At 41.4% G+C, this 15174-nt stretch carries 12 protein-coding genes; 2 read left to right on the top strand and 10 right to left on the bottom strand.

All coding sequences use genetic code 11. The features are described from left to right. Positions 1–149: 149 nt before the first annotated feature. The 4 genes from EGN73_RS16140 to wecB all read right to left on the bottom strand — a co-directional run bounded on the left by EGN73_RS16140 (position 150) and on the right by wecB (position 3871). Positions 150–1520, bottom strand: a complete 1371-nt coding sequence (locus tag EGN73_RS16140; RefSeq protein ID WP_219292176.1) for a sensor histidine kinase — start codon at positions 1518–1520, stop codon at positions 150–152. After that, on the bottom strand, positions 1517–2209 hold the full coding sequence (locus EGN73_RS16145; RefSeq protein ID WP_219292179.1) for a response regulator transcription factor: 693 nt from the start codon (positions 2207–2209) through the stop codon (positions 1517–1519). The genes EGN73_RS16140 and EGN73_RS16145 overlap by 4 nt, the downstream gene beginning before the upstream one ends. Positions 2210–2212: 3 nt before the next feature. Then, positions 2213–2689 carry a cupin domain-containing protein gene (locus tag EGN73_RS16150; protein WP_219292182.1) on the bottom strand — a complete coding sequence of 159 codons (477 nt, stop codon included), beginning with the start codon at positions 2687–2689 and terminating at the stop codon, positions 2213–2215. Between the two features lie 84 nt (positions 2690–2773). After that, on the bottom strand, positions 2774–3871 hold the full coding sequence (gene wecB, locus EGN73_RS16155) for a non-hydrolyzing UDP-N-acetylglucosamine 2-epimerase (RefSeq protein WP_219292352.1): 1098 nt from the start codon (positions 3869–3871) through the stop codon (positions 2774–2776). A gap of 174 nt (positions 3872–4045) precedes the next feature. Here wecB and EGN73_RS16160 point away from each other — a divergent pair, with 174 nt between their 5' ends. Further along, the gene (locus EGN73_RS16160; RefSeq protein WP_219292186.1) at positions 4046–4711 is read left to right on the top strand and encodes a hypothetical protein; all 666 of its coding nucleotides are present in this window, start codon (positions 4046–4048) and stop codon (positions 4709–4711) included. Then, on the top strand, positions 4708–6408 hold the full coding sequence (locus EGN73_RS16165; protein ID WP_219292189.1) for a capsule assembly Wzi family protein: 1701 nt from the start codon (positions 4708–4710) through the stop codon (positions 6406–6408). The genes EGN73_RS16160 and EGN73_RS16165 overlap by 4 nt, the downstream gene beginning before the upstream one ends. A 186-nt stretch (positions 6409–6594) precedes the next feature. On the opposite strand, the gene EGN73_RS16170 is transcribed toward EGN73_RS16165, so the two are convergent. The 6 genes from EGN73_RS16170 to EGN73_RS16195 all read right to left on the bottom strand — a co-directional run bounded on the left by EGN73_RS16170 (position 6595) and on the right by EGN73_RS16195 (position 14879). Then, positions 6595–8154 (bottom strand): carboxylesterase/lipase family protein, encoded by a 1560-nt coding sequence (locus EGN73_RS16170; protein WP_219292192.1) that lies wholly within the window; start codon positions 8152–8154, stop codon positions 6595–6597. A gap of 126 nt (positions 8155–8280) precedes the next feature. Further along, entirely contained in the window at positions 8281–9609 is a 1329-nt protein-coding gene (locus EGN73_RS16175; protein WP_219292194.1) for a serine hydrolase domain-containing protein, read from the bottom strand. Between the two features lie 214 nt (positions 9610–9823). After that, positions 9824–12256: a TonB-dependent receptor gene (locus tag EGN73_RS16180; protein ID WP_219292199.1), complete on the bottom strand. Its 2433-nt coding sequence runs from the start codon at positions 12254–12256 to the stop codon at positions 9824–9826. Positions 12257–12515: 259 nt separating this feature from the next. Continuing rightward, entirely contained in the window at positions 12516–13121 is a 606-nt protein-coding gene (locus EGN73_RS16185; RefSeq protein ID WP_219292202.1) for a superoxide dismutase, read from the bottom strand. 103 nt (positions 13122–13224) lie between these two features. After that, positions 13225–13668 carry a nucleoside deaminase gene (locus tag EGN73_RS16190; RefSeq protein WP_219292205.1) on the bottom strand — a complete coding sequence of 148 codons (444 nt, stop codon included), beginning with the start codon at positions 13666–13668 and terminating at the stop codon, positions 13225–13227. Between the two features lie 80 nt (positions 13669–13748). Next, on the bottom strand, positions 13749–14879 hold the full coding sequence (locus EGN73_RS16195; RefSeq protein ID WP_219292209.1) for a hypothetical protein: 1131 nt from the start codon (positions 14877–14879) through the stop codon (positions 13749–13751). Between the last annotated feature and the right edge of the window lie 295 nt (positions 14880–15174).

A 15174-nucleotide genomic window follows, 5' to 3' on the forward strand; every position in this document is an offset into this window, starting at 1 on the left:
AAGGAGGTTTTCCAAAAATCTAAAGCGGTTTAAAATAAAGCGGGGGAACGTTTTCCATAGCGTTTAATTATTAACTGTACAAAAATAGGAGGATGGAGACCTCGACTCCTTTAAGAACTCGTTAGAAAAAAATTAGAATTCTATTAGAATTAAGAATAATATTTCGGGAGAATAAAAGTGAAAAGTGATCCATCCCCTTTTTTCGACTCTACTATTATTTGTGCTTCGTGAAGATTTGCTATTCTTTTGACCAGAGCGAGACCGATTCCAGTACCTTCGGAAATATTTCTGTTTGTTCCACGATAAAAGGGATTAAAAATTTCTTCCATATCAGTCGCCTCTATACCCACACCATTATCCTTAAATGCAATCTGAACAGCCTGTTTAGTGGTAGAAATACTGCACCTACAAGTTTGGTCAAGAGAGTATTTACATGCATTTTCCATTAAATTTTTAAATGCCATAGCCAAAAGATAGCTGTTGCCTAAGACTGTTATGTCATCTTCATCAAATTCTCCTTTGAAATCTAAGTCCACTCTATAGCCTTGATTAAGTGCCTGCAGTTCCTGGCTGGCATCTAGAAGGATCTCGTCAACCCTCATCGCCTTAAAGTTGATCTCAGACTTATCATATCCCGCTTTGGCAAAATCCAGCAGTGTACTCGAAAGTTTTGCCAGCTTTTTGGCATCCGCTAAAACAAGCTCTATTGTTTCCCGATATTCATCTTTACTTCTTTTTTTATTTTGGCTCAGTTCGAGTTCAGCAATTATAACCGATAAAGGTGTCCTTAGCTCATGAGAGATGTAGGAAACAAATTGCTTTTGGGAATCAAATGACTTTTCAAGACGTTCCAACATTTCATTGAAGGTTTCTGCTAAAACCCCTAGTTCATCTCTATGCTTAGGCACCTGCAGCCGAAGGTCAAGATTGGAGGCGGAGATTTTCTGCGCTTCAGAGATCATACCCCTGATTGGCGCCAAAGCTTTTTGAGAAAAATACCAACCTATCAGATAAATGATCGCCAGGCCAAGAGCAAAGGAAAAAAGCATGGTATTTCGTAAATTTTCCAAATTCCTATACCCATATGCATCAAAAGCTGCGGCAGTTACAAAATACTGTTTGCCTTCTAAAGTTACCAACTGTCCTATAACCTGCCACTTGTCCTGTACAAATTTTATGATCTGCTCTGATTCTATTCTACCGAACATATCAGGCGTCTCTTTCACAAAATCAATGTCAACAGCATCATGATAAAGAAGCTCGTAATCTTCATTGTAAATAGCAACCTCCACTTCATAAAGTATCTCTCTGTTTTCTCGATAGATTGTTTGCAAAGTTCTTGCATCCAATCTAGTTTCGAGCAAGAGATTTACTTTTGTAATGGCTTCTTTTTGAAGTATTTCGTAAAATTCAACTTTTCTGTTTTGGTTGGCTGAGAAATAAACAATTAACATAAAGACAAGTAATATCCCCGCCGATATGGCTGTAAATAACAAGGATATTCTCTGTTGAAGGCTCATTGTTGCTGTAAAATAAATCCCATTCCCGATCTGGTATGGATCAATTTGGTATCATAAGGCTTATCTACTTTCTTTCTCAGGTAATTGATATACACATCGATAAAGTTGGTTCCCGTGTCAAAGTTGACTCCCCACACATCTCTTGAAATCTCTTCTCTACTGAGCACCCGCTCTGGATGGCTCACAAGATACTCGAGGAGATTATATTCTTTTGGGGTCAACTTGAGTTCACTTCCTGAGCGAAATGCCTTTTTCAGATCTGTATTGATTTCCAGATCGGCGTACCTGATTATCGGATCCTTCTCCTCAGAGAGTTGCATTCCCGCCCTTTTCAACAAAGTTTTGATTCTAACCAGAAGCTCCCTAAAGTCGAATGGCTTTACGAGATAATCATCCGCCCCTGCATCAAAACCTTCTACTTTGTCATCTGTAGTGCCCAATGCTGTAAGCATGATGATGGGGATCCGCTTATTTTTCTCCCTGATCGTTTTACTTAGGTCAAGCCCGTTGACTTTGGGCAGAATAAGGTCAGTGATCACCAGGTCATACCCACCTGAATCAAAAAGTCTCAAACCCATATCGCCATCGAATGCCTGGGTCACAGAGTAATTTTTTTCCTCAAGGCCTTTCTTGATGACAGTGGCTAGCCTATCGTCATCCTCAATCAATAGAATGGATGCCTTACTCATAGTTCAGGTTAGTCTTTTGATGATTTCCTGATGTTCAGGCCATTGTTGGAGCAGTTCCTCTTCTGTAAACAATTTGAAGTCCGCAAAATCAAAACCTGGTGCAACGACACAAGATACCAAGCTATAACTGTCCGGTTTGTCCACAGTTGACCCGAAAATTACGCCATTTTTGACCAATTGATAGGGACGATGACCATCCTTGTCACTAGGTCCGACCAGCAACTTACTGTACTTTCCTTCATCCAAAACATGTACGGTAAGTGGGCTGCCTTCATGATAAAACCACATCTCATCACTTTTGATCTGATGAAATTTGGAGAAATTGTCAGAGGTAAGAAGAAAATAAATACAGGTCATCAAGCTTCTTGGCCCATGATCTGTGGAAAACTCCCAGTCAGACCTGTAAGATTCTGCATAATACCCCCCTTCAGGATGCGGTTTTAATTCGAGTTCCTTTACCAATTCTTTTACCCTGTCCATTTTACTTCATTTTTAGATATTTAATCCTTGTTGAATTAAGCTTGGGGCTTCAATTTAAATGGAAAACAGCTCTATAATAATAAATCAGTTGCTGTAAAGCTGTATAATCTTATCCACAATCCTATCTGAAGTCTTCCCATCCCAAAGCGGAATCCCCTTATAAGATTTCCAACCCCCGTTCATGACCTTTTCCAAATAAGGAGGTAATTTTTTGGGGTCAGTACCAATTAATTCATTTGTGCCCAACTCAATTGTTTCCGCTCTTTCTGTATTGTCTCTGAGTGTAATGCATGGCACATTCATCACTGAGGCTTCTTCAGTAATACCTCCAGAATCTGTAATGACACCTTTGGCATGCTTCACGAGATAATTGAACTCCAAATAACTAAGGGGCTCAGTCATGTGCAAAGTTTCATGATTGATTCCCATATTTTGAAGGTTTTTGGCTGTCCTTGGATGCACTGGGAAAATAATGGGCAGTCCACGGGTGCCCTTGACAATAGCCTCAATCATTTCTTTTAGCTTTTCTTCCTGATCCACATTGGCAGGCCTGTGCATGGTCATCACAAAATATTCCTTGGGCTTGATCTTTTCAAAAATTTCTCCTTCCGGACTTCTGAATCTATCCATATTGGCCATCAGCGTATCAATCATAGTATTTCCCACAAAATGTATCTGATCTTCGGAAAAACCAAGTTTCCTCAAATTGGTATTGGCAATTTCGGAAGTGGTAAAAAAGTGATCCGTAATGCTGTCCGTAACCATCCTGTTGATTTCTTCCGGCATGCTGAGATCCCCCGAGCGGATACCTCCCTCCACGTGGGCCACATCGATAACCAGTTTTTTTGCAGCTATGGAACAAGCCAGAGTAGAAGTCACGTCTCCTACCACAATTACCAAGTCAGGTTTATGGTCCATCAATTCTTTTTCGAAGGCCACCATAATGGCTGCTGTTTGCTCGGCCTGAGTGCCACCGCCTCCCCCGAGATTGGCATCTGGTTCGGGAATATTTAGCTGCTCGAAAAAGTCACCCGACATCTTTTTGTCGTAATGCTGACCAGTATGCACGAGTCTGTAGAAAATTGGCTTCCCTTCGTTTTGCTTTTTTTGAATGGCATGGATGATAGGTGCAATTTTCATAAAGTTAGGCCTTGCACCTGCTACTAAAGTAATGTTGATCATTTCTAAAAACATAAATATTTGGACTGCAAGTTAAGCAATAATCAAAGGAGGCCAAATTCTTTCTTTGTACTATTACCATGAAAAATAGGCCAAATCCGGTTGATTTTTCGTTTATTTGTCGCGTGTTGGTTTTATGAAACCTCCACCCAAAACTGAGTAAAGTAATTGACCCTTATGCATTTTCATAAATCAGGTAGTTTATCACTTGTTTCCTTTATTTTATTCCTGGCTTTGACAATGGTTTCCTGCGAAGACACTTTAGAGAGTCAGGTAATGGTGTATTCCAATGATTTCACCACATTGGATCTTGCCAATTTTGAAAATGGAAAATTGTTTATTTTCAGGCAGGACACTTTGCTTGGGTATTATCACAATGAGGAAGCTTCTGTGACCATCAATGAGCTTCCCGGCCACAATGTGCTCAAAGTAGAGGTTGAACTTTGGATACATGATTCTTGGGATGGTAATCCAGATGATGGTGTTAGTGGTCCGGATATCTGGTACATGCAGGTCGATGGTCAGGACGTAGTTAGGACTACATTTTCCAACTCACCCTGTGAATCCACTTTTTGTCTGAAACAATCCTATCCAAATAATTATTTCAGGCAAAATGATCCAAAATCTGGTGCAATAGAAACCAATATTCCCGGATTGTGTCTATTTGGTGCATTTCCAAGATACACCACCAAATACCGTATCAGCAAAATGATCCGGCATACAGCCCCCTCAGTAAAAGTGACTTTGGGAGATGAACTGGTACAAACCAACACAGCCGACCCTGCCTGTGATGAAAGCTGGTCAGTAGGAAAAATAGAAATTACAACAATGGTCGTGATATGAGCAGCAGGCATCTTTTTAAAATCGGCACCTTATTCTGTTTGCTTTTGCTGGCATCCTTTTCAGCCTATTCACAAACAGTCCCCCTCAACACCCCTGTTTTGGAGGAATACATGCGAAGGATGCAGTTACTGGGAAAGCTAGATGGGCAATCGTCTTTTGCGATCAGACCGCTTTTCCCACAGGATGCTTTTGACAGGTACAATGGAATAGATCTTGACAGTACCTTTACGGACTTTGACACCTCTACTTTTCATAGGAAGTATGGTATCGATGATGAAGGTACACTGATAGCCATGCCATACACTATCCGGACCCAATACAATTCCGATTATCCTTTTGGGCTAAACAATGGTGCCATGATCCCAAATAGAGGAATTCAGACAGTATTATCCGGAGGCATTTACCTGAAGCAGGACAATTTCAGCTTTCAGTTTATGCCTGAATTGCTCATCGCCCAAAACAGGGATTTCATGGGTTTCCCTATAGAACATCAGGCCACAATCCTGTTTTATTATGAGTACATGAACAGGATTGATATGCCTGAGCGCTTCGGAACATCTTCCATGGTCCGGTTTCTTCCGGGTCAATCCAGCATTAGGTATAGCACTCATGGACTTTCCGTAGGTGTATCTACAGAAAACCTCTGGTGGGGTCCTTCCAGAAGAAACTCTCTAATTATGAGCAATAATGCCCCGGGATTTGTGCACCTGACACTCAACACCACCAAACCTATAGCTACTCCTGTGGGTCACTTTGAAGGTCAGATGATAGGTGGATTTCTCAATGGATCCGGATTTTTGCCCCCTCATGCCGATTACAGCATTCAAAACAACCCCGTTCATATCCCAAAAAGGACTGTGGACGGAAGATACCTGTCAGGTATCATTTTAAGCTATCAACCGAAATGGGTTCCGGGTTTATTTTTAGGCTATTCAGCTACCAATCATCTTTATCGTGCTGACATGGACAGATTGGGCGATTATGTACCCTTTTTCAACGGTCAAAAAGGCTTCACAAATGTAGAAAACCCAATTCGGGATAAACGGCAACAATTCAGTTCCGGGTTTTTTAGATGGATCAGTCAGGAAGGACATTTTGAATTTTATGGAGAATATGGCACCAATGGCAATAGCCGACGTTTGAGTGAGTTTATGATTACTCCGGAAAGAAACAGGGGATTCACTTTAGGCTTTACCAACCTGATGCCACTGAAAAAAGAAGGATCCTTCTTACAGATCAGCGCAGAAATGACGCAGACGGGACAGACCATCCGCGAGTCAATCCGCAATTTGGATACTTGGTACATTCACGATCATGTCAGACATGGCTATACCCACCAAGGTCAGGTATTAGGAGTAGGCTATGGCCCCGCAGCAAATGTCAACTGGATAGAATTGGGATGGGTGAAGGATTTCAACAGAATCGCATTCCACTTTGAGCGGATTGTGTATAACAATGACTTTTATTATTTCAGGTACGAAGCTTCCAAGGACTGGAGAAACAAGTATGTCGACCTGGTTCCTTCGCTTGTTGCAGATTGGAGATTTGGCAACCTTTTAGTACACGGTAACTTCCAATACGTCAATACCCTGAACTACATGTGGTTTTTGGAAAATCAACCTGACCAGTACTTTGTCCCAGGCTTGGACAGGAAAAATTTTGTAGCGACAGTTGGATTAAGTTATATTTTGAAGTAGAAGCTAAACAATTATCTGAAGTCAAAAAATCCTCCCGAAAATTAGCTTCAATAAAAATCAAACTGTTTCCGGAAGGACTTCTAGCAATTTTTCATCTTCTGATCATGGCCTCTTTTTAGCATGATTTGCCAACATACCTGTGCCTGGAAAAGATACTCCTTTTCAGATTGTTATTGATAAAGCCTCTTAATCAAGAGGCTTTATCAAGTTCATCAAATCCCTATCATGGTTGTGGACTATCTTGGGTTCGTCATCAAAAAACATCGTAACACCGTTCTCTTTGGTATAAGTATCCCATGTAGGCAAGACTCCCTCTACGTTGGGATTACCAGATTTGATAAAATTGATCCAAGCGGCACTCATTTTGTCTGACAAGCTCCAAGCTTCTGGAGTATCACCCGTCCAATCTGGCCTTAGGTCTACCGTGTAAAATGCCAATGGGATGTCAAGTCCATGAAAAGACCCTTTGGAAGCATTCTCCACCTGACTTTTCCAGGCCAAGAAGTAGACATAAAGAGGCGCGTAGGATTCAGCGGCTCTGGCATCAGCAGTTCTGATCGTAAATGGCCTAAACACATCATCAACCGAGAGCAAATCTTGTGGAGTATAGTCAGGGTAGGCCTGAGCAAAGAATTCAATAAATTTCTCTGCATCCACTCCATATTTCTTTTCAAGTCTTTCCTTTGCCTCATCCAAAGTGAGGTCCTTTTCACCATAGGCAGTGGCTACGAGTTCATTTAGCGTGGAACCGATCATCAAGGGTATGTCTCTGGACATCTCGTGAAAACCTGGGCTGAATGGCTGCTGAAGCAGAACTTCACCATCAACGGAAGGTGCAAAACCATACATCGTAGGTGAGCCAGGCTTCCTAGGGCCTGCAATACTCGCTACAGCTTCATTTCCAGCTTTGACCAAGTCTGAATAAGGTACCCCATCCAGCTTGTCCAGCTCATCTTTACCAATTCCCAATCGATCCAGGACTGCCAGCCCAAGTTGCTGCGACTTTTCGGAATTCATGGTATTGATCAAAGTACCACTCATAATGATGGCCTTGTGGAACAAGCCTTTGGCGGAAGGCATTCCCATCAAGGTACCTACCTTACCTCCTCCTCCAGATTCTCCTACTATGGTTACGTCCGATGGATTACCTCCAAATTCCTCAATATTTTGATTGATCCATTCTAGGGCCTTTACGATATCAAGCATTCCTACATTGGCAGAAAGGGCATATTTTTCATCGGCTGCTGATAAGTCTAGGAAGCCTAAGATGTTCAATCTGTGATTCACAGATACCATGACGATGTCTCCCTTTTTGGCCATGGCCTCACCATAAGTCATCGGGTCATTGCTACTTCCTACAAAAAACCCTCCTCCATGGAGCCAAAGCATAACAGGCCGCTTCTTACCGTCTTTGATGCCGGGAGTCCAGACATTGACACTGAAAAGCTCCTTTTCATCCATAGAAGATTCAGGAATCCATTCGACTACTTGTTTGGCAACTGGTCCAAATTGATCACATTCCAGCACGTCCTCCCAAGCTTCTGGATCTTGCGGTGGCATAAATCGCTCTGCCCTGGCATAAGGGATTCCCTTAAAGGCAAATATCCCATCGTTGACAGTTCCGGATACCGGACCCTTATGAGTAGTGACGATAGGTTCTGTAATGTCAGTCTCTTCTTGAGTACATGAGAAAATTAAGCATGCAAGAAATGTTGCAATTAGCAGGTTTTTTAATGATGCTTTCATAGTTATTATAGGTTTGAGTATAGGTAATCGTTGATTTTCAAAATAATCATTCTTGTTTTTAGCTTTAAATAAGCTAAAAAGATAAATATATCACTTCCTCAGGATGGAGGAAATATTGGTCATATACTACTCCTTAGCCTTTTTTTCCAGTTCAAATGTCATCCCTGATTGTTTCATCCGGATTTTGTCGTTCTCAGGATCAAATTCTATTTTCAATCCAGCCTGATTAAAACTAAATACATGGTCTCCTTCATAGGTCAGGGGAAATTCAGGCTGACCCGTAGCCTGACCAAACAGCCGCTTGCCTTTTTTGCTGATCTTAATGTCCAAAGGAAAGCCATCAGCGCCATAAGTGCCGGTCAATCTTTCCAGTTCATCCTCATCCAACTGCTCATTGCTGAAAACCGGGATTTCATAGTCCTGTCCAAAAAATGCAGAAAGTCCCCCAAGGGCTATGTCATTTGGATTGATTTCCGCCCCATTGCTCAAAAAAACAAAAGTCATCTTCTCATCCTGAAAATAACTCATCAGAGAACGAAACCCATCTATACCTCCACCGTGACCATAAGATTTTTTATCTCCAAAAGGAATCACGAACAACCCAAGTCCAATGCCATCTTGGAAGGTTTTCATTTGCTCCAGACTTTCTGCCGAAATCAATTTTCCTTCAAAAAGCCCATGGGCGAATTTCCCCAAATCTTCTCCATTACTCACCAGAGCCCCAGCACCCAATGGTATGCTCATATCAGTTTCTGTACTCTTGACCCAGCCGTCCTGCATTTCGTATGAATATGCTTCTCCCTCGGCATCCCGAATCGCCCCTCCCAAATAGGTGTTTCTAAGTCCAAGTGGCTGTGTGATTTTTTCATTCATGATTTCTGAAAAGGGCTTTTCATAAACTGCCTCCAAAATCCAGGTCAGCAACACATAGTTAGAATTGGAATACTCTGCTTTGCTGTCCGGTGCGAATACCGTTCCACCATCGATGATAAGCTGCAGCATCTCAGGCTTGGACTTGGTCTGTGTATTGTAAGTAAGGTAATCCGGTGAATTGGTGAAATTATAAATACCCGACCTGTGCTGTAAAAGATGCCGAACAGTGATTTCATCGGCATTGGGGATTTCTGTGAAAAATGTATTCAGCGTGGTTTTAAGATTCAGTTTTCCTTCCTCAATAGCTTTCATTATCAATACGGCAGTGAAGGTTTTGCTTATGGAACCAATCCTATATTTGGTCTGGGGACTGGCAGGTATACCCTCTTCAAGATCCATGTAGCCGATGGCTTTTTGGAAAACCGGCTTTCCTTCCACTGAGATGGTAAGGGAACCCATTACCTTTTCGGCACTTTCATAAGCTTCTAGGTATTGTTCTAGCTTTTGCTTGTCAAATTCCTGAGAAAACGATGTTGAAAAAAGGGAAAAGGCTAAGAAAAGTACTCCGAGTTTCTTTATCATAAAATTATAGTTTACTTAAAAACAAGATACACCTGTAATTTAACAAACCTAAAAGAATGATACCTATGTTTTTTTTAGGTTTTTGAATCTTTCAGGAAATACAATTAAAAAGCCACCATTAGCTCAGGTTAACACCTTGGCTAATGATGGCTGTATCCTTCAGGTTACCTTTGCCTTTTTCCGCAGTAAAGCTTCTACAGAAATCGGATCATTTTTAATCCAACCGGCTTCTTTCTTCGGTACTTCCACTTCTATTGGATACCCTGAAGCTTTCTCCCTGTGCAAACTTGTACCGCAAGGTTACCCTGACGCCCTGAGTATTCCTGTACTGTCTGAATTGCGTATCGATATTGTCAAACTGCACGTTGGCATTGATAATTTGTGACCTGAGAAGATCTGTGCCATTTATAGTCAAGGTGAGTTTCTCTTTCATCAAAGGCTTGGTCACACCCAAATCAACCCATCCGAAACCTTTGATCGTAGCCTGTCCATATTGTGCCGGACCGACATACATTCCCATCAATTCTGCACGGAAGCCATGAGGAAGGTTGAAAGTATGCTGTGTCCTTGCCGTAAAGTTGGTCTGTCCCACGTCCAAAAGCGCGTCTCCTATCATAGATTTCCACTGGGAATGGGTCACCTGAAGCATGTTACTGGTATTCCACCATGGTCTGATTTCCACAGGAATGATAGCTCTTAAATTCCAGTTTTGCGCCCTGTCAAGGTTGTCCGTGAATGTAGTTGTCATCCTTGTCTCCTCATCTTGTGTAAAGATCTGCTGGAAAACATCTGTAGTCAAGGAGTAACCCATAGTAAACTGGTAGGCATTTTTCACTACATGGTTCATTTCAAAGTTGTGGGCATACTGTGGTCTTAGGTGTGGGTTTCCCTGTTCGGTGGTCAATGGATCGATGTAGAACACAAATGGATTCAACAAGCGATAGTTCGGTCTTGAGATCCTACGGTTTGCATTGTAATTGATCTGATAGTGCTCACTTACTTTTTGCGATACAAAAAGGCTTGGAAACAGGTCCAGGTATTTTTGGTTGTTGATCTCATCTAGAGTCACTGAGGTACCAGTAATATCGGAATGCTCTGCTCTCAAACCTGCCTGAAAGTTGACTTTCTCTGAAATGCTCCCCTTGTATGAAGCGTAGGCAGCCAGGACATTCTCTTCGTAGATAAACCTGTTACTGTTTGGATCAGGCACAAATGGTCCTTCCTCCACCGCTTTGCTAAGGTCTAGGTTATTGTCCGACTTCACCCAGCTTCCTTTAAGTCCTGTTTCAAAGACCCTTCCTTTACCCAAAGGCTTCACGAAATCCACTTTAGCGGTAAAGATGCTGTAATCCATGTCATTAAGCGTTTGAATAAAATCCATGCTGGACATGCTTTGCTGGTCATTGACCCAATTGGAATTGGTCAAAAGGGACTCACTGTCCTGAAACATTCTGGTATAATCCACATCTGCCGACAAGCGGGTGCCCAAGGAGTCAAGTAATCCAACATAGTGAAGGTTTCCGAAAAGCCTTTTATTATGAGTAAAGCTTTCATTGTCTGATTGTATGAAAAACAGGTCTTCTGTACCGGGATTGGTAATTCTGGTGAGTGATTCTCCAATATTATCACCATTGTACTTGGAGGCCTGAATGCTCATGCCAACGCTGTGCTTGTCATTGATATCATAGTCAGAGCCTGCCTGTAAGAACATGCTCTCATTGTACATTTTGATCGGGCTTTCCTGTGCGAAATTGGAAACCCCTTCTTCCAACTGGAAATTGCGGGTGATATCCAGCTCATTCTGGAAATTAAACTGATTGTAATTGAAGCTTGCCGTATTGGTCCATTTACCCTTTTTCACATTAAGACTAAGTCCAGTATTTGGGCTGTACATGCCGTTGTACATGCCTCCTGCAGAGACATTGCCGAATACTCCGTCAATGTTATTTTTCTTCAACTTGATGTTAACGATGCCTGCGCCACCTTCAGCGTCAAATCGGGATGTAGGACTACTGATAATTTCTATGCTTTTGATATTTTCGGCAGGCATAGACCTTAGAAAGTTAGCCAAGTCAGCTGCGCTCATATAGGTTGGCCGATCATTGATCATGACAGTGACACCTGGTCTTCCGTTTAAGTTGATGTTGTTGTCCTGATCCACAAATATCCCCGGTGATCGAGCAATCACGTCCAAGGCTGTATTTCCTTCTGCCATCACAGTTCCTTCCACATTGACGGTGGTTTTGTCTGCTTCTATGATGATCTCAGGCCGGGAAGCCCTGACGGTCACCTCAGAAAGGTTACTTGCTTCCTCGGTAATCTGTAAAGGTCCAAAATCCTTTTTCATTCCGGCTTTGATTTCAAAAACTTCCGATTTGAAGGTCACAAAACCTATAGAGGAAATTACCATTTGAACAGACCCTGTTCTAGGTGTCTCAATGGTAAACTTTCCGTCCAAATCTGTAACAGTACCTGTCAATAGCTTTTCTGTTCCGGCTTCAAATAAAGCAACATTGGCATAGGGAAGGGCCTCACCCTTCTCATCAGTCACTTTCCCTGTAAGGATACTGATATCCTTGGCTGTCAAATTGCTCATCCCCAATAAGAAGAAGAAAAAAGCTGCAAAAATCTGAGTTGAGGTTTTCATGATAGTTGGTTTTTGTGTTCGTGTTGTTGTGCCATGCCTCTTGAAAAATCGGTGCCACTTCGAAAAATATCACTTAAAATACTGATTTTCAGACACCTATTAAAAAGTGTCAAAAATAAACTGTTTCAATTCCGTACACTTATTGCGTTCGCAAAGCGTACAAAAAAGCCGGTAATCAATGCACACCAGCCTTTACTTTAGAAAAAAAAAGCCCTGAAGCTTTCACTTCAGGGCCAAATGTCAATTGCCGACCGCTTGATTATTTTGCAGCAGCGTATCTCTTGCTTACTTCATCCCAATTAACCAGGCTCCAGAAAGCTGAGACATAATCAGGTCTTCTGTTTTGGTAATTCAGATAATAAGCATGCTCCCATACATCAAGTCCAAGAATAGGAGTTCCTTTTTTCTCAGCTACATCCATCAATGGATTGTCCTGGTTTGGAGTGGAGCACACACATAATTCTTTGCTTTCATCCACACACAACCAAGCCCAACCTGAACCAAATCTTGTAGCAGCAGCTTTGTTGAATTCTTCTTTGAATGCATCGAAAGAGCCGAATTTTTTATCAATTTCAGCAGCTAATTCTCCGGAAGGATTGCCACCACCGTTTGGAGAAAGAATCTCCCAAAAAAGACTGTGGTTGTAGTGTCCACCACCGTTGTTTCTTACTGCATTGTTTGAACCTGCAGACTTCATCAATTCTTCGATGCTTTTTCCTTCAAGGTCCGTTCCTTCGATTGCCTTGTTAAGATTGGTCACATAAGCGTTGTGGTGCTTACCATGGTGGATTTCCATAGTTTTAGCATCGATATGCGGCTCTAGCGCATTAAAATCATAAGGTAATTTAGGTAGTTCAAAAGCCATTTTTAAAAGGGTTTATGATGAAACATTAAAATAATTCTCGTATCAATTTACGTTTTATCAACCAATTCTTTTTTCAAATGGTTCTAAGATCTTCAAAAAGGATTCAATTTCTTAGTTTTTTAAAGAATGAATCAAGAAGATTTTTGGACTCTTCAGCCATCATTCCTTGAAAAATTTTTGTTTTGGGGTGAAGGAGATTTTGGGGATTTTGGGAAAAACCTCTTTTGGGATCCGCCGCTGCATAATGCACTTCACCAACCTGAGACCAAAAACAGGCTCCGGCACACATGATACATGGCTCCAAAGTCACATAGAGTTTACATTCAGGTAGATACTTTGCTCCCAAGGCATTTGCAGCAGAAGTAATGGCCAGCATTTCGGCATGTGCAGTCACGTCTGTGAGTTTTTCGGTCTGATTGTACGCCCTTGCAATGATTCTATTCCGACAAACAATCACCGCCCCCACGGGGATTTCATCTTCCTCAAAAGCTATTTTGGCCTGTTTGAAGGCCTCATTCATAAAATAGGCATCAGTATATAATTCCATAGTTGCAATTTACATAAAAAAATGCGCAGGGTCTTTTTTTAAAAAAGCCTGCGCACAACTTATTAAAGGTTTCTACCTGATCAATTGAACATTGCCCAAATCTCTTCACGAATACCTTCATTGATGATCAATGCCAAGATAAGTGAGACCAAAAGTCCTATTCCTGCCTTGATTATATCTTTTCTTGCCAAACTATAGGCCCTGTAAATCCTGGCCTTTCTTTTGGAAAGCTTTTTGGACTTAGCCAGGGCAATGGCAAGTTCCCTACCTCCCAACAATCCTATAAACACCCAAGTGGTACTCATTGGTATGTTATTGAGCATTTTGAAGTAAAAAAGGATGATCGCATAAACAAAGTCTACAAGTGTAGCAGCCCTTACATCGGTCACCTTGGTTTTTTCATTAACTATTCCCTGTATCCTGTCTCCCTTGAGGTAAAAAAGGAATCCCAGTCCGAAAAAGACAAATCCCGTATACCCTACAAATTCCCATACATCCAATTGTCTAGGAAGGAAAACCGCAATATTGGCTGCATCCTGCATGATCCAAACAGCCCAAAGGGTTCCAGAAGTAATCCATTGTGCAATGTACCAATAAGGATGTGCTGTCCCTTTGAGGAAATTTTTGACCAGGCGTTCTACAGCAAACCAAACTACTATGGCGATAAAAAACGCCAAAATGTACCCAAACAAACTTTTGGTAACCACATCTACAATAGTACCAGCTTTGTAAGTAAATACATTCAGTAACAAAAATGTAGTGGAAACAGGCATCCTCAACCTTGTCATTACCAGAAGTACAATGGGTGCTGCCAGCTGAAGAAAGACAAAACTTTCAGGAGCACGGTCAAGACCTGGAACCTGCAACCTCTGGTAACTCACGTCTCCATTGAAAACAAACCAGCTATAAGTAACTGTACCTACGAAGATAAGCCCCATAAAGAGCCATAGCCAGTACCACTTTCTTCGCTGATTGGACGCGATGAAAGTACCTATCGTCTGAATACTGTCATTGGCAATGGCTGAATATGCCGCTAAGGCAAAACCAAACCACATCGATAAGTAAGTGTATTCCGTAATGACTCCAGCGATGGATATCAGAATACAGATGATAACTAAGAATGATTTTTCTTTTTTGGTAAAGTCAAAAAGTGAATAGGCTACTTTTGATAAAGCATCCTGATTGATATTCTGGTCTTTAAGTTTGGCCATAAGGTAGGAGATGTTGGATGATCAATCCGGTGCAAATTTAAAGAAGATTATTCGGCTTATATGTTAAGAAATTGTTAAGAGGACTTCTGTTGTTATTAAATTTTGGCCTCTCAGACGACAATTTCTTGTTATTAGCTTAATATAGAGTTTACATTGAAGATTCTGACAGCAAAATTGGGGATATTTTTAGGAAAATAAAGGATCAAGCCCATTTACCTTTGTAATGTTAACAAAATCTTCATATCAAAAGCCCATTTATTAATCTGCCATGCTTTTATTTTGCAGGGTCAAAAAG

Source organism: Arthrospiribacter ruber, from assembly GCF_019343195.1.
Classification (GTDB): domain Bacteria; phylum Bacteroidota; class Bacteroidia; order Cytophagales; family Cyclobacteriaceae; genus Arthrospiribacter; species Arthrospiribacter ruber.

Bases quoted from the DNA above. Each gene is read 5' to 3' on its own strand.
- EGN73_RS16165 (WP_219292189.1), top strand. From the start codon at position 4,708: ATGAGCAGCAGGCATCTTTTTAAAATCGGCACCTTATTCTGTTTGCTT.
- EGN73_RS16150 (WP_219292182.1), bottom strand. From the start codon at position 2,689: ATGGACAGGGTAAAAGAATTGGTAAAGGAACTCGAATTAAAACCGCAT.
- EGN73_RS16190 (WP_219292205.1), bottom strand. From the start codon at position 13,668: ATGGAATTATATACTGATGCCTATTTTATGAATGAGGCCTTCAAACAG.
- EGN73_RS16170 (WP_219292192.1), bottom strand. From the start codon at position 8,154: ATGAAAGCATCATTAAAAAACCTGCTAATTGCAACATTTCTTGCATGC.
- EGN73_RS16140 (WP_219292176.1), bottom strand. From the start codon at position 1,520: ATGAGCCTTCAACAGAGAATATCCTTGTTATTTACAGCCATATCGGCG.
- wecB (WP_219292352.1), bottom strand. From the start codon at position 3,871: ATGATCAACATTACTTTAGTAGCAGGTGCAAGGCCTAACTTTATGAAA.
- EGN73_RS16195 (WP_219292209.1), bottom strand. From the start codon at position 14,879: ATGGCCAAACTTAAAGACCAGAATATCAATCAGGATGCTTTATCAAAA.
- EGN73_RS16160 (WP_219292186.1), top strand. From the start codon at position 4,046: ATGCATTTTCATAAATCAGGTAGTTTATCACTTGTTTCCTTTATTTTA.
- EGN73_RS16180 (WP_219292199.1), bottom strand. From the start codon at position 12,256: ATGAAAACCTCAACTCAGATTTTTGCAGCTTTTTTCTTCTTCTTATTG.
- EGN73_RS16175 (WP_219292194.1), bottom strand. From the start codon at position 9,609: ATGATAAAGAAACTCGGAGTACTTTTCTTAGCCTTTTCCCTTTTTTCA.
- EGN73_RS16145 (WP_219292179.1), bottom strand. From the start codon at position 2,209: ATGAGTAAGGCATCCATTCTATTGATTGAGGATGACGATAGGCTAGCC.
- EGN73_RS16185 (WP_219292202.1), bottom strand. From the start codon at position 13,121: ATGGCTTTTGAACTACCTAAATTACCTTATGATTTTAATGCGCTAGAG.